The 22,966-nt window shown below is 43.7% G+C and carries 11 protein-coding genes; 8 read left to right on the top strand and 3 right to left on the bottom strand.

The genetic code is table 11. The annotated features are described in order from the left end of the window. Positions 1-437: 437 nt before the first annotated feature. Positions 438-9,209, bottom strand: coding sequence for a tandem large repeat (locus ATB78_RS17505; protein ID WP_155647827.1), 8,772 nt, complete (start codon positions 9,207-9,209; stop codon positions 438-440). Positions 9,210-9,500: 291 nt separating this feature from the next. Here ATB78_RS17505 and ATB78_RS17500 point away from each other — a divergent pair, with 291 nt between their 5' ends. The 3 genes from ATB78_RS17500 to cqsA all read left to right on the top strand — a co-directional run bounded on the left by ATB78_RS17500 (position 9,501) and on the right by cqsA (position 13,345). Further along, positions 9,501-10,487 carry a peptidoglycan DD-metalloendopeptidase family protein gene (locus ATB78_RS17500; protein ID WP_061009506.1) on the top strand — a complete coding sequence of 329 codons (987 nt, stop codon included), beginning with the start codon at positions 9,501-9,503 and terminating at the stop codon, positions 10,485-10,487. A gap of 321 nt (positions 10,488-10,808) precedes the next feature. After that, positions 10,809-11,753, top strand: a complete 945-nt coding sequence (gene ylqF / locus ATB78_RS17495) for a ribosome biogenesis GTPase YlqF (RefSeq protein WP_038897169.1) — start codon at positions 10,809-10,811, stop codon at positions 11,751-11,753. 290 nt (positions 11,754-12,043) lie between these two features. After that, entirely contained in the window at positions 12,044-13,345 is a 1,302-nt protein-coding gene (gene cqsA / locus ATB78_RS17490; RefSeq protein WP_081096618.1) for an alpha-hydroxyketone-type quorum-sensing autoinducer synthase, read from the top strand. Between the two features lie 155 nt (positions 13,346-13,500). Here cqsA and ATB78_RS17485 read toward each other — a convergent pair whose 3' ends face one another. Then, the gene (locus tag ATB78_RS17485) at positions 13,501-15,546 is read right to left on the bottom strand and encodes a hybrid sensor histidine kinase/response regulator (protein WP_032801937.1); all 2,046 of its coding nucleotides are present in this window, start codon (positions 15,544-15,546) and stop codon (positions 13,501-13,503) included. A gap of 303 nt (positions 15,547-15,849) precedes the next feature. Between ATB78_RS17485 and ATB78_RS17480 the strand changes: the two genes are divergently transcribed. Next, entirely contained in the window at positions 15,850-16,467 is a 618-nt protein-coding gene (locus ATB78_RS17480) for an HAD family phosphatase (RefSeq protein ID WP_033005631.1), read from the top strand. A 67-nt stretch (positions 16,468-16,534) separates the two neighbouring features. On the opposite strand, the gene ATB78_RS17475 is transcribed toward ATB78_RS17480, so the two are convergent. Then, the gene (locus ATB78_RS17475) at positions 16,535-17,083 is read right to left on the bottom strand and encodes a GNAT family N-acetyltransferase (RefSeq protein WP_005437703.1); all 549 of its coding nucleotides are present in this window, start codon (positions 17,081-17,083) and stop codon (positions 16,535-16,537) included. Between the two features lie 293 nt (positions 17,084-17,376). Here ATB78_RS17475 and ATB78_RS17470 point away from each other — a divergent pair, with 293 nt between their 5' ends. From ATB78_RS17470 to ATB78_RS17455, 4 genes are all read left to right on the top strand, one after another. Then, entirely contained in the window at positions 17,377-18,501 is a 1,125-nt protein-coding gene (locus ATB78_RS17470) for a fatty acid desaturase (RefSeq protein WP_061009502.1), read from the top strand. A gap of 377 nt (positions 18,502-18,878) precedes the next feature. After that, positions 18,879-20,246, top strand: a complete 1,368-nt coding sequence (gene dcuC / locus ATB78_RS17465; protein WP_005437706.1) for an anaerobic C4-dicarboxylate transporter DcuC — start codon at positions 18,879-18,881, stop codon at positions 20,244-20,246. A gap of 244 nt (positions 20,247-20,490) precedes the next feature. Further along, entirely contained in the window at positions 20,491-21,081 is a 591-nt protein-coding gene (locus ATB78_RS17460; RefSeq protein ID WP_054824684.1) for a LemA family protein, read from the top strand. Next, positions 21,081-22,964, top strand: a complete 1,884-nt coding sequence (locus ATB78_RS17455; RefSeq protein WP_061009500.1) for a M48 family metallopeptidase — start codon at positions 21,081-21,083, stop codon at positions 22,962-22,964. Before ATB78_RS17460 ends, ATB78_RS17455 begins: the two co-directional genes overlap by 1 nt. Positions 22,965-22,966 lie beyond the last annotated feature (2 nt).

The following is a 22,966-nucleotide window of genomic DNA, read 5'->3' as shown; positions in this document are numbered from 1 at the left end:
ACCTTCCTCAGTAACAATAAATAATAGAATTGCTACTGAGGAAGTATGAATAAAAAAAGGTGAGTGCGTGTCACACCCACAAAAACGCGTAACCGCTTTGATGTGATGCTAGGCTGGTGTCACTTCATTACGATTACACAACTGTCAGGTAGTACCCTACCTTATGCAGAACTCTATACTTGGGGTATAGCGATGGATGTAACTATATAATATTACGACATATTCTCAACGTGGCATATTCACCACCACATTCTGGAATTGACCACCACAATCACACCAATACCATCTAAAAACAAAATAGATATAGTCATTCTAGATATTTGACCTTGTATAAAGACCAACAAATCATCTGTCGCAATCATTAGAAAAAGCTAATCATTTGACTTAGATCACTTAACACCAAGTAAAAAGAAAGCGAGCTAAATGCTCGCTTTGTATTACGCAACCTTTTTCAAGGCTCTATCTTCCTTATCTCTATACAGATAGTCAGAGTCGGAAAGCACTTTAACGATAGTGCTCGAATAATTAAATGTCGTGTTGACCTCAGTTGCACTTGCAGATAGCGAATTTGTGCCATTTGCATAGACGGTAATTGTGCCCTCTTTCAAAGAAGACAAATCAAGATCAACGGTCCATGTTCCATCACTGAGCACAGATGCATTACCAGTAGTTGGTTTATCATCAGCATCAACAGCTCTGATTTCTATTACTTCACCCTCTTTAAAGCGAGTACTTGTTCCATTAACAGTTACTGTTGTATTACCAGACACATCACTAATGGCTCCAATAGTGATCGTTGGTGTAATTGGCATTGAGTGGCTGCTGTCATCTGCGCCTGTGTTACCAGACAAATCTTGATAGTCTTTCACCACCAAACCTACGGTCAGCTCTGACGTGACGGGCACGACAACGTCACCAGTCCAGACTTTCGCATCCGCTGTCTTGGTCAGTGTGAAGGCGGAACCACCCAGCTCTGCACTCGCTGCTTGCAGCGCTTTATCGAACTCCAGTGTGACCGTGACATTTTGCCCTTCCAACTGGTGCGTTGGATTGAAGGTCGCACTGGTCAAGGTTGGCAATGCCTGCGATAGCGTTAAGGTGCTCGTTTCTGTGACCTCGACGTTGGAGGCGTTGGTCCCCGTCACCACCACGTTGTAGGTGCCATTTGGCTCACCACTGATGTCCATCGCGTTGCTCGTCCAAGCCCCGCCGCTTTGCACCGTGGCATTGCTGCTCACGATAGCCGTTTCACTGCCTTGCGCTTTGATTTCTACGTTCACCGTTTGGCCTTCAAAGCGTGTTGACGTCCCCGCAATCTGCAATGAGGCCGCATTACTGCCATCCACATTGCCTACTGGCGTGATCGCCAAGATTGGCGTGATTGGCAATGTATATGACGTATTATCCTCACCCACATTACCTACTAGGTCTTTATATTGACTCACCACTAGGCCAACACCGAGTTCTGGTACGTCTGGGACATTAACGGTTCCGGTCCAAACTTTCTTATCAGCAGGATCAGCCGTTAGCGAAGTAACATTGTTCGCACCTAATGTTGCCGTTGCTTCTTGTAACTCTTTGTCAAACTCAAGCTTAACGTCTACTGCCTTTCCAATTTCTTGATGCAGTGGATCAAACGTTACTTTAGTAAGCGTAGGTAACACACCTTCTACCCCCAGAATCAAACTATCCCCTTTTCCGGGGATATTGTTGATGCTCTTATAGCTCCCATCATCGGCCCGTATGGTTATGTCTTTATTTTCTCTTTCTGGTGATATGTATGTGACTGTCCAAGTTATGTTGTCAGTGGTATTCCAAGATAAAGGTTTTAACTCACCGCCATTATTCTCATCTAACTTTACGTCTGAAATATCGAAATCTGTGACTTCTTCAGTAAAAGTAAATGTAAGCGGGACTTCGGCGCCACCAGCCAAAGGTGTGCTTGCAGTCGTCGATATTGTTAGCTCAGGAACTGTCGCTGCCACCACTTCGTAAGTTGTCTGTCCATCCTTTTGATTGCCGACAGCATCAGTCGCGATTACTTTTATCGTGTAATTTCCTGGCGATAATAAGTAGTGAAACACATAAGGGTCGCCATCGTTGGTAGGCTCCGTGATTGACTGTGGCCCTACTGCTAGACCTGAGCCGTTGTCAGCTGTTGATGTTACTGAACTTAAGTTTTTGTCTGTTACCTGAGCAGTTACATCCAACTGATATTTGCCATCATCTGTCGCTTTGTCATCCTGCGTGGTATCGACAATCGACACTTCAGGGGCTTCATAATCAACAACTGATGCGATACCCTCGGCATTATAAGTGTTATTAAAAATCGTAAAGTCTTTAATAGCACGTCCCATTGAGTCAGTGACTGTCACTTTGTATATGTATTCAGCTTGGTCATCAATTGCAAAATCCATGGTACCAGTCGCGCTTGACGACACAATATTGCCGTTGAAGTTAAGCGGGTCTCCGGTAGTTGGAACCATATCAATGGAATAATGAGTTGCCTTGACATGCTCCCCCTCTGTAGACGTAATCGTGAACGATTGACTTTCTTTAGTGAATGCTAGCTTGCCTCCCAGCAAGCTAGTCATGTCATTAAATGAGAGAGTAATAGTCGGCACAGTCAGATCGATAGTCTTGTCTTCACTACTTTGGTTATCCACCGCATCTTTCGCAATTACTTCAACCTTAATTTGATTAAGACCTGAAAGCTCACCTTTGGATAGCTCGAAATAAGTTATGTATTCCTTATCGTTTTCCTTATTCGTTTTTTCTTCTTCAAAGTCAAGCGCTCGCACCGTGTACTTAACCTTAGCTAAACCACTGACGTCATCTTTCATCTCGACAAAAGTGAACCTAACTTTGTCATCTGGTTGCTCAGTAACCGTGATCACATCTCCAATGACAGGAGCTGCATTATCGAATCTAATATTTTCAACGTCTGCACTTCCGGCGTTATCCCAAACATCTGTAACAGTCACATTTACATTTAATGACCGGTTTGCAAGCTCCTCATCCAACTTATCACTACGAAATGTTGAACAGAGAAATGTATCGTCATCAGTACATTCATTGAAATTCCTGAAGTTATCAGCATTATTTTTTGAGTCATAGGACTCGCCACCAAAGGTAACACTGACGTTTTCTATTTTCGAGTTTTCGGCAAGCTTAACTCTAAAGTCTACATCGAGGTATTCACCATTTAATACATCATTACCTTCAGGGCTTGTAATTTTAACATCTGGCTTTTGAGTTGGTAATACAAATTCAAACGCATGATCTGATGCTAAGTTGCCTGCATTATCCTTAATGTTCTTAATTATGTAGGGGTACTTACCATCCAACTTTCGAATAATATCGTAATATTTTTCTTTGTAACTGCAAACAGCTTGCCCTTCACCATTCAAAACACAACTCTTGGCATCAAATGTCGTATCCCCAGACGTCTTACTTAACTGAGGTTTGTCGTTAATATCTACTCCAGACAGTTCATCTTTGAATATCAGGTCGAATGCAAGATACTTAGTTGAGTCATCTGAGTCATAGCTTACCTCACCGCCTTGAAATTCGAATTTATCATCTTTAGGTGAGACTGTCTCTGGAGCCTCTGCATCCATCATTTGAAAGTCAAACTTCTGCACTGCTGCGGCTCCGTTCGTGCCCTTGGTTTGTACAATTAAAACGGCAGGTTTTAACGAAGCTCCTTCAGAGTCAACGCTGCAGCTAGGATCTTGACCCGGAGAGATATTCTTCTCGCCAGAGGTAGGCTTTTCTTCTGGGGGAGGTGCGACCTCGCTACTGTATTCTTGACGAACCCAACATTGAATTTTGGCTGCTTTAACTTCACTTTTAGTTGTGAATTTAACGTCTAGCACCCCATCAGAAACATAGCTCTGAAAATCTGTAGGCGCTGGCTCTGCAATTTCAAGCTCGACACCATTACGCTGGACGCTTAACGTGCGGTTAATGTTGCTAACTAGTGGAGTACCGTTATGTTGGACATTATTTTCAACACTAATACTTAACTCATAGTTTCCATCTATACTTAGTTGAGCCTGGGTTAACGTCGCTTCCCAAGTGTCCTCTGAACCGTCAACTTTAGAAAACTGAAAGTCTGTCGCATTGCTTTCACCAGAGTATTTATAAGTAGATATAATTTTATTAACCCCACTCACATCGTTTACTTCGAGTGTGAGTTTAATGTCACCATTGTCATAGACCACGTTATTATTAATTTCTTGGCCTTCTGAATCACCATTAGCATAGGTAATCCCTAATTTTAAGTCAGGTTTCTTACTGCTCACGTTAATTAAAAAGTCACTTGTCGATGAGTTGCCACGAGTATCTGAACCTTTAACTCTAATTGTATGCTCACCATCACTTTGCCCACCTAAAGGAATTTTAAGAGCTTCGGCATTAACTATTTTCGTTCCCGGAGTACCCGGTGCTGGTTCAACATCCTCAAATATCCAGTACTCTAAGTTTTCTCGATCTACCCCCTCAGTAGAAACGTTACCATTCGGGCCTAAATCTGTAGCTCTCAGCTCAAAGACATAATCACTATTGTAGTAACTATTAACATCGTGCCCCATCAAGCTAAATTCTGGGCCTTTGTTGTCAAAAATTACGCTATTTGTATTCGATTGACTTTCAAAACCATGAACATCTTTTGCTTTAACATAGAGACTGATGCGATTTCCTTCTCCTTCCCTCAGGTCAATTTTGTCAGTGTCAGCATCTACAAGAGGCATTTCGAATTTTTGACTTGGGTCGGCAGGCTTAAACGTTTTTAACACTGTAGGGTTATCTACCTGGAACAAGGATATTTCTTCAATACCAGAATCATCTGTCACTGATTCAAAAAGCACATTGAACTTACGTCCTACTACGGTGTTTTCTTTATTCAAAGCGTCTTCAATCCAAGGGGTAGAGAGTAGAACTACTGGTCCCTTATTATCAACTTGAAAGCTGAACGTCCCCTTCCTACTCTCGTTTGCTGGATAGGCTTTATCCGTTGCCGTTACGTAAAATTCATTTTTGGAATCATAATTAAAGGCTTCAGCAACCAATTGAACTTTAACATCCGGCTGCTCGCCAATGAGGTATGGTTGATCACAAACGCTTGTTTCAGGATCGCAAGCTTCTAACGTTTGGGACTGACCTGAGCCTTTCCTTAGTTCGACTTTTACATTGCTACCTTGACTAAGATCACCCCAATCGATCACCGGAGTCCAAACATCGTTGCCACCCAATCGCTCTGAAATTTCCGCATCATTAACAACCGGTGGCTCAGAGTCGATATAAATACGAAACCTTGACGCTCCATTGTCGGCATCTGACACCGCATTCCCCAAGTTATCTTCGGCGCTAACTACCGTTAACCAGTCACCATCACCTGGGTTAATTGTTGTTCCTTGAGTCGAGCAATCTTCCTGACTGCATAGGCGTACGACGAACCGATCGCTTTGGTTGGTATAAAACTGATCATATGAAACTGGGTATCTTTCGCCAGATGTCTTATAGAAAAGTAAACTACGTTTCTCGAGTTTGTCACCAACCACATCTTTCAACTCAAAAGTTAGATCGTGGATGTTATTTTTAATACTCAGATAAACATCTTCCCCTATAGGGTTTTTATCTGGACCTATAGGAGGGATGTAACTCGCCTCCGGATAGTCATTATCTACATACAAACGCTCTACAAGAGGGTCGGCCTCAGTATATCCATTACCTTTGGTATCGAATGCCGTTGTCTCCAACGCAAACTCGATGATATCGGTGAGATCTGCTGACTCTGTATTTAAGGTAAAGAAATACTCTTTTCTAAATTTATTACTATCGCCAGATTCTTGTGGTTTAAGTTCCAATGGAATTTCAGTATTAGGGTCTCCCACTGCATACCACATGCTTTGGAATTTCGGGGCTTGGTCGCCTTCCTCTACAACCCCAGATGGATCTTCTAACACTACTCTAGATACCACTTCACCCGCGACATATAGCTTGTCGCCAACCATGGTTGTGCGGCCAGTCTCTATTGTTAGCGTTTGTTTCGGCGGATAAATATCAATACTGCCGCCCCCACTATCAAAGATATTGTCTTCGCCAAGTTTAGGATTAGCCGTAGAAATATCATCAGCATAAAGCTGAGCAATATTATCTGGGATGCCGTATTTTTCAGTCATGATGTTGTAGTAGGACTGAGCAAGATCTTTACGGTAGGTATCAGGTTTAAATACATAACCATCTAGTTGGATTTGGTTCCCACCAGCGCCAATCCCGTTTGCTTTACCATCGTAGCTAAGATCGTCATAAATAGCGGAGGCGAAATCAGAAGAGTTATTACGAGGTGTGTTCTGAGATAAGTCATCAATTGCTTCAACAAGGAAACGGTGCAGGTAGTCGTTAGAGAGATCGCTAGGAATTGTCTCCTCAAGCATCTCATTTGTAGCGTACGCCGTAATGGTTGGATCGAATCCAAAGAACGATTCGTTACCGCCCGCTAAAGCGTATTTCACTTCTGTCAAAATTTGTGAGGCGCGTTCTGACGTTTTGTCACCGGCTTCTACCTGATTCCAACGATAATCAAACAAACCTGTCTGGTAAGTGGCAAGCTCGGTCACGTAATACGTATTCGAACCGTCAAGTTCAAAATATGCGCCGATATTGGCATTGTTTAGATTAACGCTCGCTTTTGCGCCTGCATCATCTTTCCATTGATAGTAGTGAGGGTCCGTCCCTTCTACACCAATTAAACGTACTCGCATGAATTCATAATTGACAACGTCCGTCGTGGCTTCACACGAAGCAACATCAAGCGCGCTAGTTTGATCACTTTCTGGCTGCTGAATAGTGGTACAACTTGCTAGAGAGGTGAATTCACCATTTGGGTTCAAACCTTCTAATTGCACACGTGCACCAATGAAAGGGGTCACAACCGTCATCGTAGGTAGGTCAAAACTGCTTCGGAAGTAAACTTCTTGGGTCGCACTTTCATTGTCGGACTCGTCGATGGTTTGAATCACCAGTTTCTGACTGGCGTTTTCTGAAACGTTTTTAAAACCATCACCAAGTACCTCTTTTACGAAAGGAACGTAGTAAATAACCTCATCGACTCTGCCTTCGCTATCTAAAATAGTTTCGTGAGGGATACTCGCGGTGATAGTGTCCGTCGAGGCCACGGTTTGTGTTGTGTTTTGAAATGCGTAGTTGTTGTCGTTGTTTTGGCTTACGTAGTACTTCACGACTAGTTTAAGTTTGTCAGCACTTGAGCCTAAAACCGTATCGGAGTTCACATCAGAAACTCGAACTCGCACGTAAGGGATCTTATTCTCTTTCAATACGTTGACGTGAAAATCGGCGAAATCAACGCCATCAATTGATTTCAAGCCAGAAGCAGCATAGACATAATCGATCTTCAAGTAGTCTCTACTCGACTGAACATTGTCTGATGTATAAGTATCTTGCGTGTAAACCCCTTCGTACGTAGACCTTTCTCCATCGACGGTCACATTAACGTAGTTCATCGATGTCCCTTCAGGGTACGTAATGATCTGAGCAGGGGCTTGATCGTCACGGCTTACTGCATGCTGGTATTCACCGACGTTGTCTTTGGTATCGGTCGCCTTGATATCGAACGTAGTCGTAGATAAGAATTCGTCCGTCAAATAAGCCTTACTAAATTCACAAGCACTGCCCGACTCTGCCGTTACAGGAGTACAAGCCACATCTTCTGGGAGACCGCTTTTAAATGAAACGCTGACAGACTTAATGTCTTGAGACGCTTCTTTTACTATGCCTTTTAATACGTACTCTTGAAGTTCGTTGTTGATAGCGCTTGCAGAAGTAACAGAGATGACCGGTGCATCATTATCCCACTCGAAATTTACGTAATGGCCTGAATTGCTACCAGGAACAAGTTCATTGCCTAAAACATCTGCCGTGTAAAACACCAAACGAGCAGCAGTCACATTAGAAAGGCCGGTTTCTGAGTCAACCTCAACGGCATCAATAGCTTTTGTATCGACACTTACTTTGATGTTTGTTTCACGAACACCAACTTCAAATCCGCTTGCGTCTACCGAACAAAACTCACTGCCAGAAGTCTGTTGGTCGTTACATTTGAATTCGCCTGACCAAGCACCATGTAATTGGTATTGCACATAAGCAGAAACAGATTGAACACCGATATCGTCATTAAGTCTGATATCTACGCTATCTGTTCTTGCTAATACATCACTATCGGTGCGCGTTACGGTTGGTGGTGTTGTATCGATTTCGGTTTCATCGCGTGGTGGAATAACACCATCGGTCGTACCATGGCTTCCCAAATCATTAATTTTTTGACTAAAAGCAACGTAATCATCAGCATCCGTACCTGAGATGTTAAGCTCTGGGTCGTTCACTACAATCAATACGTGTTGAGAAAGATCTTGAGTGTAAACGTCGCTGGTAATTCTCTGCTGACCAAACGTAAGCGGCGTCACTGCACCTGTCGAGTCACTGATTTCTAAGCCGTCTAGAAGACCATCAGCGATGACATCACGAAATTGAATGTCAGCGAAATGCATCGAGGTATAGACGTTATCTTCAGACTGACCGTATTTTTCAATAAGGTCATAAGAAAATGAAGAGTATGCTGTTAGCAAAGCTCCGTATTGGTGACCAGGAGTGGCAAAGCTACTTTGACCACCTTTCGTTATGTCAATCGGAGTGGTTTCATTGACATTGAACCCGTACATCCCATTGATACTATCTAAGGCTTCAGAGACCGCATCTGAGCCAGATTCCCCACCGGAAATCTTATACTTAGCTAAACCAGAAACGATATTAGTCAGTGGTGTGAGCATTAATTTCTGATCACTACCTTCACTAAAATTCACTACCCCTTCTAGGCGCAAAGTCTTACCCGCACTCGATGACACAATTTCTTTAGTGAGAGGATCGGTGTAGCTACCTTGCTGCGCGACGACATACAAAGGCATCGAAGAGGATTCAAATTCAAGCTTGTAATCACCAAAGGCATCAGAAGTCGTGCTTGCAAGCAATCTGCCGACTTTTCCATCCTTGTATTCAAACACCTCGATCTTGGCGCCATTGACCGGAGCGTCAAAAACGTTACCTGAGATGCTTCCTGTATTCCTAGCTGGCGGTGTATTGTCACCACCATCCCCACCGCCACATGCACTCAATAAAAGTGAAGCAGCCATGAGACCTAACGTTGGTTTTAGCGTATTTTTAGTGAACATAGTAATTTGGCAGAGTATATTTTGCCGCGATTATATTATTGTCTAGGATTTTCTCAACGTGACAAAATAACCATAAAATCAAACATAAACGCTAAGAAAATAGGTAGTTTTAAACCTCTTTAGCAGCGCTACTTCACATCTATCGTTATTTAATTAGTAAAAACACAGGAATTGGCTATAACGGCGTGTAAGATTTTATTTTAAATATTATACTCCCCTCAATTTTTCGCCTTTAAGCATAATTTCGATTTAATGACAAGTTTAATATTAAGACAACATACACAAAACATTGCTCTACCTCTTGTGCTCATTGCATTCGTCATCATTGCCGGCGTGTCTTTTACTCATCATCTACTTACTCCTGAAGAGCAACCAAGCGTAGCCACCAAAAAGCCTCAAACTGTTGTTTCTAATAAAATAATCCACAGTAACATCGAACACATCTACGAGACGTACTTTCAGCGAACCAAGATCACCACAGGCGTGATCGATTACTCTTTCGTGACTTCTTTGATTAATGCAGGATTATCTCAGCGAGAGATAAAATCTTTGATAAAATTAATCGAAAATGAATTCGACATTATTGGTTCAGTAAGAAAAGGCGACAAGTTCTCAATAAAAACCCGAACCAATAGTTATAATGAAAAATACATCAGTTCTTTTTACTATTCCGGTAGTAAAAGAGACTTCTTTGTTATTAACGATGGCGACAACAACGCTTACGATGAATATGGCAATAAGTTAATTCGAAAGCCATATTATTCATTTCCACTAGCGAAAAAGTACAAAGTTAGCTCTGGTTTTAATTTGAAGCGAAAACATCCAGTAACAGGTTTAATTGCACCACACTTAGGTACTGATTACGCCGTCCCAATTGGAACACCAATACAGAGTATTGCAGATGGTGTCGTCGTGAAGTCACGCTACAATCGTTTTGCCGGTAATTACATTAATATCCGCCACACCAACGGTTCCATGTCTCGTTACTTACACCTGTCTCGTAGCGATGTTCGTGTGGGTGACCACGTAACGAAAGGACAAACCATCGGCCGAACTGGTAATACTGGAAGAACAACAGGCCCTCACCTGCACTTAGAATTAATTGTGGATGGTGTGCCTGTTGATTACGCTCGTTACATCCGCACTAACCCTGCTCCACCGGTGAACATGCAAATGATGTTAGCTGCAAGAACTGAGCGCGCAGAACTGATCAACGAACTACTCGACTCCGCCTCTTAACGCCCTCTTGTCTCTTCTAATTCAGCTCATTGCGGCGTAGTTTTCTACGTCACAATGAGCTGATTACGCTTGAAAGAAAACCCCGTTCGACTTGAAAGTAACCGCATTGCCGCTAAAACAGGGCTTAAGCACCTAAATATCTCTCTGTCAGTCTGCTCTAACATTTCCGCTCTCTCAATAAAGTGTTAAGATCCTCACATGACTCGCTGTAGTGGTAACGAGTGGTGATGATTACCCCACTCCCTCAACATCCCCATAAGTGATGTAACTAAGCTAAGTAGCCCACCAGCATAACCATGAAACAATAAGGCGATTTTTCAAATGGTTAACAACTCTATCCAGTGGTTCCCGGGCCACATGCATAAAGCACAAAAAGAGATTGCAGAAGCGATCCCTCAAATAGATGTCATTATTGAAGTGCTTGATGCTCGTATCCCTTTTAGTAGTGAAAACCCTATGATCGCGGAGCTCAAGGGCGATAAGCCAGTAGTAAAAGTGCTTAACAAACGTGATCTTGCGGACCCAGAGTTAACTCAAGTTTGGATTGACCACTTCGAGAAAGAGCACAACGTAAAAGCGATCGCTATTACCACCTCGCAACAGACTGAAGTCCTAAAAATTATGGAGTTGGTACGTAAACTTGCCCCGCATCGTGAAGAAATTGGCAAGAACATTCGTACCATGATCATGGGTATTCCAAACGTTGGTAAATCCACCATTATCAATGCGTTGGCCGGCCGAACTATCGCAGTGACGGGTAACCAACCAGCGGTTACACGTCGTCAGCAACGTATTAACCTTCAAAATGGTATCGTTCTTTCTGACACTCCGGGGATCCTGTGGCCAAAAGTAGAAAACCCACACAGTGGCTTCCGTCTTGCTGCAACCGGCGCGGTAAAGGACACCGCAATGGAATACGATGAAGTCGCGTTCTACACGGTGGAATACTTAGCGGCTCACTACCCTGAAAAGCTAAAAGAGCGCTACCAAATCGACGAACTGCCACAATCGGATATCGAGATGATGGAAGAGATCGGTCGTCGCCGCGGTGCATTACGTGCTGGCGGACGAGTAGACCTTCACAAAGTATCCGAGATCCTTCTTCATGAACTTCGCCAGGGCACATTGGGACAAATCACTCTTGAACTGCCTGAGATGATCACTCAAGAATTGATTGAAGTAGAGATTGAAACCGCTCGTAAAGAAGAAGAAAAAGCAAAACGCAAAGAAGAACGTCGTAAGCGTTACCTTCGTAACAAGCGATAATCCCCCTCTTAACTTCCTTCCTAAGGCACGTGATACACGTGCCTTTTTTTATGCTTAAATTTTTTCATTGCAGTGCAAAAGAGCGACGCTTTTCTCATTATTTATGGAATGAAAACCACTAAACGTAGCGTTACCCTCATCCCCTAACAATTTGCCCTCCAGTTAAATTTTGTAGGAAAAGTCGAACAAATTCATAAATATTAATTATGTGTTTTAACGGTTATTTTTTAAGCGCGATCTTAGTTAGACCCCCGAATGGTAAGGAGTTACAAAGCTCACCCAACCCTTAAATGCCGAGTTTGCAGGCGCACGCAAACTTATGCAACTTGGCTAATGACACCTCACTCATATTAGTCAAACTATATAACTGTCAGCGCTGGCGTTTTTCTGTATTACGAAGAGAACTTATTATGAGTGATAAACTGAAAACGAAACGACTTCCTTCCTTTGTTGAGGAACGCCTGGACTTTTATATTCAAGATCTGATTGAACAGAACGAGAACCAAAAGCACTTGGTATTAGGGAAACGACCGCAACCCGAAGCTGTGGTCATGCAGAGTAACGATTACTTATCGCTATCTCATAACCAACAGATTCAAAAAGCTCACCGAGATGCGATATCAGAGCATGATGATAACGTCGTTATGTCAGCGATCTTCTTGCAAGATGATGATTCGAAGCCTGCATTTGAAACGCAACTTGCGGATTACGTTGGCATGGGGAGTTGCTTGCTTTCCCAGTCGGGATGGGCTGCAAATATAGGACTGTTGCAGACCATTTGTCCGCCTGAAACGCCGGTTTATATCGACTTCTTTGCGCATATGTCATTGTGGGAAGGTATTCGGGCCGCGGGAGCACAAGCGCATCCGTTCATGCACAACAACATGAGCCACTTGCGTAAGCAGATCCAGCGTCATGGCTCAGGCGTTATCGTGGTAGATTCGGTCTACAGCACGATAGGCACGATCGCCCCACTCCACGACATCTACGAAATGGCGCGTGAGTTTGATTGTGCTTTAGTGGTGGATGAATCCCACTCGTTAGGAACACACGGGCCTAACGGCTCTGGCTTAGTTAAAGCACTGGATCTCACTGATCAAGTAGATTTCATTACTGTCAGTCTGGCAAAAACCTTTGCTTATCGAGCAGGAGCGATTCTCGGCCCAGAAAAACTGGCACGAACGTTGCCATTTGTTGCGTTCCCGGCCATTTTTAGTTCAACGGTTCTGCCACAAGAAGTCATTCGACTAGAGAAAACGCTCGAAGTGATTAAAGACGCCGATGATAAACGAACCATGCTGTTCAATCGCGCTAAAGAGCTCAGAACGGGCCTTAAGCAGATTGGTTTTAATATCCGCAGCGAATCACAAATTATCGCGTTAGAGTGCGGTAGCGAGCGTAATACCGAGCGTGTACGTGACTTCTTGGAGGAACGTAATGTCTTTGGCGCTGTATTTTGTCGCCCGGCAACGGGAAAGAATAAAAACATTATTCGCTTCTCAATCAACGCCGACATGACGTCTCGCGACATCGACCATGTGCTGACCGCTTGTCAGGAAGCGTATAACCACCCAGAACTAGAGTTTGTTTAACAGATCATAAACGGCACGTTTGAATGGAAGCTTGTGACTGCCGAAAAACAAAGAGCTCAGCGTTATGCTGAGCTCTATTATGACCTTTTGCTTCCCCTTGGTGACGCTGGGCTAACAATACGAGGAGTTAAGACGACTAGGTTAAGAACGCTGGGTTAAATCCAATTAGCAATCTTGTCGAACAGTCTGTTCTTGTCGGCGGGTTTCACGATGAAATCCGACATCCCCGATGAACCAATCTTATCTAGTGTAATCGGTGAACTGTCGCCAGTATGCGCAATGATAGGCACCGTTGAATACGCCTTGTTTGAACCTCGGATTCGACGAGACGCTTCTACACCGTCCATCACAGGCATTTCAATGTCCATTAAAATCAAATCGACATCGTTCGCATCTAACGCGTTGATTGCTTGCTGGCCATCTTCTTTCTGAATCACGTCGAAGCCCTGCTTCTCCAGCAACATCGCCGTAAACTTGCGTAAAGACTCGTTGTCGTCCACCACCATAATAGTGCGCTTGTTTGTCGAATCCAGAGGTTTTACCGGCATCACTGGCACTACGTAATTTGCATCATAGAGCAGACGGTCGATGGTTGCTCTGGTGTTTAGCAGCCATGCTTGGGTTTCTACCCAAATCGGCTCGAAAGACACGTTTCTTGCGCGTTGAATTGGATGGTGCTCAAAGAGATACACGATTCGTGCTTCAGTAAAAGAGAGCAAAGATTCAACTTTATCGAGGTGACTCCCTCGCACGTCTAAGCTTTCCATGTCGATCAGTATTAAATCAAACTCGAATTCGTACTCTTTCTTCTTCATCATCGCCGGCACATCAAGTACCGTGAGTTCGAATCCCATAAAGCGCGCAATATCAGTGACTTTCGAGACTAAAATGTTTTGCTCACTCACAAACAAAATCGTTTTTAGCTTCGTTAATTCACTCTTAATCTCTTTGACTGCGTTTGAGCCAATGGTTGGGAAGGTCATGGTAAATTGTGACCACTCGCCGACTTCCGACTGACAACGGATATCGCCACCAAACGAGCGCATCACTTTCTTACAGAAAGGCAAACCAAGACCGTAGTTTCCGGATTTACCCGTGGTATAAAAATCTTGGAAAATACTCTGAAGTACATCCGGAGAAATGCCCGAACCATTATCCGTAACAACAATTTGGTTAGTGAACTCATCGCTATACATGGTGACGTGAATATGGAAATCTTCGGAACTACGATGATGGAACGCATTCTTGAATAAGTTGTACATCACGTACTTAAGCAATGTATCGCTGCCCAAGAAATCAAACTCGCTTCTTACGTCTAAAGAGATCGCAAAACGGTCGGTGGAACGTTTGTAACTGAAGCTTTCAATTGCACTCTCGACAACGGTTTGTGCTGAATGTTTTTTGAATGTAGAGCGAGATACACGGTTCTCATCAATTGAAGTAAGCAGCAAATCAATGGTTTCATTCCCTGAGTGGATGATCTTCATCGCGTCACTGCTAACTTCTCGTAACAGTGTCACGTCTTCATCGCTTAACGTGTATTGCGCCTTCTTACCCTCTTTTGGATTTGGCAGAACCGATTGAATAACATCAATAGAAGTCAGCAAACCGCTCAGAGGGTTTCGCATCTCATGTGCAATGCCGGCACCAAAAGATTTCGCCAATGATACTTTTGCTTCGTGCTCAACCTGATTTCTGAAGTAGAACAAGTTACCGAACAGGTAGATAAACAAGAAGATTGGAACGTGTGTCCAATCCATTGTGAGTTCGAGGTGGAACCCTTGCGCTATCCAAGCGAAGAATGTCGCAAGCCCAATACCGGCAAAGGTCTGAGCAAACATGACCCAAGTGATATGGACGAGCAGAATATGAAGAAATATCGCCGACATAAACGACATCACCCATACATTCGACCAGTTGTTCATCAGCAACATGTAAAAGAAGAAACAGGGTAAGCAGAGCGTTATGGCGACCTGATAATAAGCGGGTAAAAACCGACGCCATTCAAATGGCACACGGTTACGATAAATGATACCGAAGAATAAAATTGAGCAAAGGACACGAAGTGGCAGGTTTTCGTATGGTTGTGGGAACATAAATGCCCAGACCACGTAGTAAATTGGAAAGCCGACAAAACCCATCCATCCTACAAGGGTAAGATTGGGTTCTGCGTACTGATATACTTTGCGAATCGCGTCCATATTTACTTTATCTACTGAGCCTAGCGTTTACTGATTTTGTGTTTTGCATTGTTTTGTTTATATTTGCTTTCCAATTATATATTAGTTAACGCACATAAGCAGTGAGACATTAATCAAATATTTCGCGACGCTCTACTTTAAATTCAGTGCGTTATATTCACAAAACTAATAGTTAGGCAAATTTGATTGTTAATTCAACAGAAAATGGGATGTAACGCAAAGCCTTGTACATGAATGCCGTGCAACATACACACAGCGAAGCAACCCACTCTCTCCTATTCAACTTATCAAACAAGGACACCTATGCAATCAATAGCAATCAAAAATGTCGTATTCGATGTAGGTAATGTGTTAGTGAGATGGTCGCCATTAGAAATTGTAAGGCTGACATTTGGCAATGATGTCGACGCCGAGGCGTTAGCCAAAGACTTGTTTATGAGCACTATCTGGTTAGATTTGAACAAAGGGCTTATTACTGAAGCACAAGCTAAACAGCGATATCAATCGGAAAAAGCACTTTCAGATAGCGAAGTCGAACGTTTCTTTTACTACGTGAAACACACTCAATTACTGATGTATGGCAGTGTCGAGCTTCTTAAACGCATCAAAGCCGCAGGATATAACGTGTTTGCACTGACCGACAACGTGGTAGAGATCGTTGAATTTCTAAAAGCCACTTACGACTTTTGGCCACTATTTGAAGGCGCGACGGTATCTGCAGAACTAGGATTGTTAAAGCCTCAGCCAGAGATTTATCAAAGCTTGTTAGAAACCCACCAACTCCTCGCGCAAGAAACCGTGTTTCTTGATGATATGCCTTATAACGTTGAAGGGGCACGAGCGGTAGGATTAGCGGCAATTCAATTTAAACATGCAGAACAATGTGAACATGAATTAAAAGCAATGGGATTACGCTTTTAGAGTGGCAAGAACTAAAAAGAGCAGCACGTCGCTGCTCTTTTCTGAATTAGGCTTCTTGTTACAACCGTTACGAGTAAACCACGTTTTCTTCTATGCCATTAACCAGTGATTGTGCATTTGACCAACGGAACACTTTCTCAAGGACCTCACCTCCACCAGGCGCTTTCCAGTTGCGTTCTTGGCATTCTTGTCCACCAATATGCTGGTAGAACTGGATTGCTGGTTCATTTTGAGAAATCACTTCAAGGTACAAACCACTATCTTTAAAATATTGTTGTTGCCATTCTGCAACCGCTAATAGGAGTTGCTTCCCGATCCCGCGACCGCGATAACTGTCATCCACATGAAGCGCTTCAATAAAACTGCCGCGTTCAAAATCATGATTCCCAAACACACAAACAAAACCAAGAAGAAGCCCGCCCTCTTCGGCTAACACAACATGCTGGTTAAATGGTGGGTTGGTTAAGCGAGTTTGCCAAATCAACAATTTGTCGTCGATGGCTTCGCTATCAAGGTAACCATCACTTAGCATACCACGGTAGTGACGCTTCCAACTGTCCACGTGCAACTGCGCGATGCGTTCATAATCCTTATATTCCGCTAATCGTAATTCCATTACGTATTCCTATGTTCTTTTATTGCTTCTCTAACGAGCTTTGGCATTTTCCACCTCTTTAACTACATATTTTTGGCAGATTTTACAAATCTATAGCCACAGCTCATTGATTAATACTACTCATTATTCGTTTAAAAGCAAAAAATCCCACTGACTACACCAGATTATTGCGAGTTTGGCCTTAGCGATAGAACTGTCACAACTCGAAACAAAGTCGCCTAACTTTAGTTTGACTTACACGTGTACGCTGATATTCTAGCGAACAGTTGTTAGCTCAAAGTTAGGGACACATCGTGACGCATAATAAACCGCCCATTATCTGGTTGAATCTATTGATATTTTCTGCCAGTTTTATTCTGACTTTTGTTGTATTACCTTGGTATGCATACCACTACGGATTAGGTTGGGAACATCTGATCTGGGGTATCATCGCCTTTAGTTTTACCAATCTCTCCATTACCGCGGGTTATCACCGTTTGTGGAGCCACAAAACCTATGAAGCCCACCCAGTTTTACGATTCATCTTTGCCATCGGTGGTGCTTTCTCTCTTCAAAACAGTGCAATGCATTGGTCTTCTGATCATCGTGTTCACCACAAACATGTGGATGACAATGACAAAGACCCGTATTCAGCGAAACGCGGTTTTTGGTATTCGCATATTGGTTGGATGCTTCGCGATTACAACAAGTCAAAAGAGAACGAGTACACAAACTGTCGTGATTTGAAGCGAGACAAGATCGTTGCATGGCAGCACAAGTATTACGTTCCTTTGGCCATTGCGACTAATATTGGCTTCCCTCTTGCACTAGGTCTTATCTATGGTGATATCTGGGGAATGTTCCTGATCGTTGGTGCCGCTCGCCTGTTCTTGAGCCATCACACCACTTTCTTCATCAATTCGTTGGCGCATGTTTGGGGTAAACAGACTTTCACCGACAAAAACACCGCTCGTGATAATGGCATCTTAGCCTTCTTCACGTTTGGTGAGGGTTACCATAACTTCCACCACATCTTTGAGAACGATTACCGAAATGGTGTGTACTGGTGGCATTACGACCCGACTAAATGGTTGATCAAATCATGCTCTTGGCTGGGACTAACCACCAAACTTCGTACGACATCGACTGTCCGTATCGAAAAAGCGCGCGCAACTCAGTTGCTGAAAAAGGCAAAAGAAAAGTTAGAAACGAAACCGAATAGCCAATCGATTCGTGACCAACTTCAGCAGGAATTCGATGCACTCGTACACCACATGCAAGAATATTATGAAGCGCGAAAAGAAGTGCTTGGTGAGAAAACAGCAACCGTAGTGAAAAAGTACGAACGTTCCGTATCAAAGCTGAAATACGAGCAAATTAAGGAAGAATTTGAACGTCAACAACGCAGTTGGAACCTCTTAGTGCGACGCTACGCATAACGTGTAACTCGCGCTTCAATATAACGACGTCAAAACAAAAAGCTCCGTTCATTCGGAGCTTTTTTGTTCAATCAAGCCCCTTTAACGTGATCTAGCTCGAACTATCGCTTTTCCCACTTTTTAATCATTTCGTACGATTTTTATTCGATAAATTGTTCATATTTTCGTTTCTTTAAAAACAACAAAACCAGTACATAACACCTGAAAAACGTAATTTAAACAATATAATCCAACGCAATTATTTATTAATCTATTATTTGTTTTAGATCATGCTAGCTCTAATTTAGTCTCGTGCCACAGGAAAGAATTCTGTAAATTCCCTGACATAAACTGAAACAGTTTCTTTCTTTTTTTTCATAATATCTGGAGACAACCCTATGTTAGAGCTCTTAATTGGCTTGGTAGTGACCATTGCTGTGGGTTATTTCATTGTCAAAGGCTACAAAGCCGCTGGCGTGTTATTAACCGCAGGTATTAGTTTGCTTCTTATGACTGGTCTGCTTGGCCATGACGTTCTGCCATCAAAAGTAACCTCAACGGGTAATATGGTGACGGACGCACTAGAGTACGTAAAATACATGCTTCAATACCGTGGCGGCGGCCTTGGTATGCAAATCATGCTACTTTGTGGCTTCGCGTCTTACATGACCCACATCGGCGCAAACAATGTAGTAGTAAAACAGTTCTCTAAACCGCTTTCTGTTATCAAGTCTCCATACGTCCTTTTGGTAGCGGCTTACATCGTGGCATGTTTGATGTCTCTTGCAGTGAGTTCAGCAACAGGTCTAGGCGTGCTATTAATGGCTACCCTATTCCCTATGATGACAGCAATGGGTATCTCTCGCCCTGCTGCGGTAGCAGTGTGTGCTTCACCGGCGGCAATCATCCTTTCACCAACTTCTGGTGACGTGGTTATCGCGGCAGAAAAATCAGGCCTCGCGCTTGACGTGTTCGCGGTTCAAACCGTATTACCTGTGTCTATTTGTGCGATCATCGTAATGGCTGCTGCGGCTTTCTTCTGGAACAAATACCTAGATAAGAAAGACAACACGCCAATGGAAAAGATTGACGTATCTGAGATCAAAGCAGATGCGCCAGCGTTCTATGCGGTTCTTCCTTTCCTACCAATCATCGGCGTATTCCTATTCAACGGTCGCACGATTCCTGGTCTGACTCTAGACATCTACACTATTGTGGTAGGTTCTATCTTCTTGGGCGCTGTGATTCACTATGTGGTGAACAAATTTGACGGTAAGAAGTCGCTTGAGGATCTTGATTCTTGTTACGCGGGCATGGCAGATGCGTTTAAAGGCGTAGTAATGCTGTTGGTTGCGGCGGGTGTATTCGCGCAAGGTCTTATGTCAATTGGTGCTATCGATAACCTACTACACCTTGCAGACAATGCGGGTGCGGGCGGTATCGCGCTAATGCTTATTCTAACCGGTCTAACTGTTGCTGCTGCGATTGCGACGGGTTCTGGTAACGCTCCATTCTACGCGTTCGTAGAGCTTGCTCCTTCACTGGCTGCGAAGATGGGTCTTAACCCCGCATTCCTAATCATCCCAATGCTACAAGCTTCTAACCTAGGCCGTACTATCTCGCCAGTATCTGGTGTAATCGTTGCGACTTCTGGTATGGCAAACATCAGTCCATTCGAAGTAGTAAAACGTACATCAGTGCCAGTTCTAGCAGGTCTGATTACTGTGATCATCGGTACTATGGTGCTTGTACCAATGACGGCATAAACTGCGGTTACATTGCGTCAATCAACAAAGGCTCGGCTTCTATGTCGAGCCTTTTTTATTTTACGACTCTTCTCTTACGCCCTTCTCTTCTTCATTCACTAGTCCTTCGTTTTATTAGGTAGTGCGTTTAATTAAGCAATGCGTTCCATATTTTCAAAGTGCTCCACATTCTCAGCAGTCTGATTTGCTTACTATCTCAACAGCTTATATAAAAATCTCATACATTCACAAAATGGAACTTACTATGACTTCACTTATTGTTTTTATCGTCATCATTTTGCTTATCGCGGTGTTTGCGGTCAGCATTTACAACAAGCTAGTGACGCTACGTAATCGCTTTAAGAACAGCTTTGCTCAGATTGAAGTACAGCTGAAACGACGTTACGACTTAATCCCAAACCTTGTTAGCACCGCAAAAGGCTACATGGAGCATGAGAAAGAAACGTTTGAACGAGTAATTCAAGCTCGAAACCAAGCAATCTCTGGTTTAAAAGCAGCCAGTGATGCACCAGACAGCGACGCAGCCATCAGTCAATTAGCACAAGCAGAAGGCATGCTACAAAATGCGTTAGGCAAGTTAAATGTGGTTGTAGAAGCGTACCCAGAACTGAAAGCCAACGAAACCATGAGTCAACTGCAAGAAGAGCTGACTAGCACAGAGAATAAAGTCGCTTTTGCTCGCCAAGCCTTTAATGATGCAGTCACCAGCTACAACACCTACAAGCAAACTTTCCCACCAGTCTTGTTTGCCAATATGTTTGGTTTCCAAGACGGCAAGTTGTTGGAATTTGCAGACACTGAAGCCATCCAAGAAGCACCTAAGGTTGAGTTCTAATGAACTTCTTTGACCATCAAGATACCGCGCGACAACGCACCGGGCTTTTGGTGTTTCTGTTTTCCTTAGCGGTATTTGTCATTACGGGTTTGGTCAGCGTCCTATCGATTGGTATTTACTATGGGGTGACGGGTGAGCCATTTGATCAAAACACGGCCATTAGCTATGTCTTACTGTGCTTTGCGGGTGTCGTGTTGATCGTAGCAATAAGTTCGATGATTCGCCTATCTGACTTATCTTCGAACGGTGGCCGAGGCGTTGCAGAAAGCATTGGTGGTAAGCTGATTTCCTCCAACACGATAGACGCCAAACACAGGCGACTTCTTAACGTGGTAGAAGAAATGGCGATCGCGTCAGGGATTCCCGTTCCTCCTGTTTATGTGATGCAAGAAGAACGAGGCATCAACGCGTTTGCTGCAGGTATGAGTATTGATGATGCTGTAATCGGTGTCACACAAGGCGCACTAGACACCTTCACACGTGATGAGTTACAAGGCGTGATTGCTCATGAGTTCAGCCACATCTTAAACGGAGACATGCGCCTGAACACACGTTTAATCGGGGTACTCTTCGGCATCACTTGCATTGCCCATTTCGGTCATCTGGTATTAGACAACACACACCACACCAGTCGCGTCTCAAGAAGCTCTTCCGATTCAGATAAAGGCTTTGCCGTCATTATGTTGATAGCGATTGTCTGCTTGATTCTAGGCTGGGTTGGCACTTTGTTTGGTTCAATGATCAAAGCGGCAATCTCAAGACAAAGGGAGTTCTTAGCCGATGCGAGTGCGGTTCAGTTTACCCGTAACGATCAAGGCATCGCTGGCGCTTTAAAAAAGATAGGTGGCTGCAACGCTGGGTCTTATCTTAACGCCAAAGCAAGCAACCAAATGAGCCATATGATGTTTGGTCAGAGCAACTTATCTGGCTTTACTGGCCTATTTGCTACTCACCCACCACTTGAAGAACGGATTCGCCGGATTGAGCCTAATTGGGATGGCAGCTTTCTGAGTAAAAGTCGTAGCCAAGGAGCAACTTTCGGTAATGAACAAGTCAGTGGATTTGCGTCGGATGCCGACTTTAGTACCCAAGACTTAGGTACACAGGACGTTGAGCCACAGAGTGTCGCGCCAACTTCCTCAGAGTTAAGTGAGACAGGGAAACAGCTCATTAGCCAATTGCCACAAGACTTGGTCGACATAGCACGTGAACCTTATAGCGCTCGTTTTATTGCGTTGCTGCTAATTTTTGATGGAAGCAAAGTGCAGCGTGAGATGATCAAAGGTCATATTCCAATGGTGTCGCACGCAAAGCTATTACCTTGGTTAGATTACGAGCTGCCAACGCATTTGCGTCTTCCTCTTTTGGAATTAGCGGTCCCTGCCCTAAAAGCACTCAGTGAAGGCCAAAAGAACCGGTTGTGTGAAGTGCTGCGTGAATTATCACAAACTGACAATCATTACTCTCTCGGTGAGTGGTGCGTCATTAATTTACTTGAGAAGCAGCTCATCGCACCTTTTGGGTTTACTCGCCAGAACAAAACCCTTAAGCAACTGGAAGAAAGTGTACATTGGTTACTGAGGGAGCTCGCTTGGGTCAGTCACTCAGAACCACAAGCGGCGCAACTTGCATTTAATTCAGCCCTAACATCTTTAGGTTTCGCGGAAGTAACGTTAGAGCCTGCAAACAAGAATTGGCGCTTGAGCCGCGCTGCACTAGAGCTGTTGTTGCAACTGAAACCCGTTCAACGACGTCAGTTCGTTAAAGCATGCCGCTTGGCCATTGAATCGGATGGAAAGATCACCGTTGCAGAAGGTGAATTGTATCGAGTGATAGCATGCTTTTTGGAAGTACCAGAGCCTCCGCTGACTGTGACGCTTTAAAC

The organism is Vibrio sp. CUB2 (genome assembly GCF_001557945.1).
Lineage (GTDB): Bacteria > Pseudomonadota > Gammaproteobacteria > Enterobacterales > Vibrionaceae > Vibrio > Vibrio owensii.
The sequence above is the reverse complement of the archived record's forward strand: the minus strand, read 5'-3'. Positions and strand labels throughout refer to the sequence as shown.